Raw genomic sequence first — 372 nt, 5'->3', positions numbered from 1 at the left:
AACAGCCTGACGGGCTATACGGTCGGGGTGTACGGTACCTGGTATGCGAATGCCAGCGAACGCCATAGTCCGTATGTGCATGGCTGGTTGCAGTACGAATGGTTCAATGCCTCGGTCAGCAGCAGTGCCTACGACAGCGGTAATTACCATCTGCGCGGCGTGAGCACCTCGCTGGAAGGCGGCTATCCGATTGAAATCTATCAGGGTGAGGAGAATAACACCTATCTCACACCGCAGGCGCAGTTGACGCTGAACGGGGCGAAGATGAGTGACCTGCAAAACAACGGCTCTCTGGTGCAGCAGAGCGGCAACAACAATCTGCAGACCCGTCTGGGGGCCAAACTGTCGAACGACACGCAGATGGGGAAAGAC

At 56.7% G+C, this 372-nt stretch carries 1 protein-coding gene; it reads left to right on the top strand.

Annotated features, from left to right (window positions below; translation table 11 throughout):
* Positions 1-372 (top strand): autotransporter outer membrane beta-barrel domain-containing protein (locus tag WG891_RS26700; protein ID WP_337265106.1); only part of this gene is annotated, 372 nt, incomplete at both ends.

It is taken from the genome of Serratia sp. MMO-28 (assembly GCF_037199905.1).
GTDB classification, from domain to species: domain Bacteria; phylum Pseudomonadota; class Gammaproteobacteria; order Enterobacterales; family Enterobacteriaceae; genus Chania; species Chania oryzae.
This window is presented reverse-complemented; position numbering and strand designations above follow the sequence as displayed.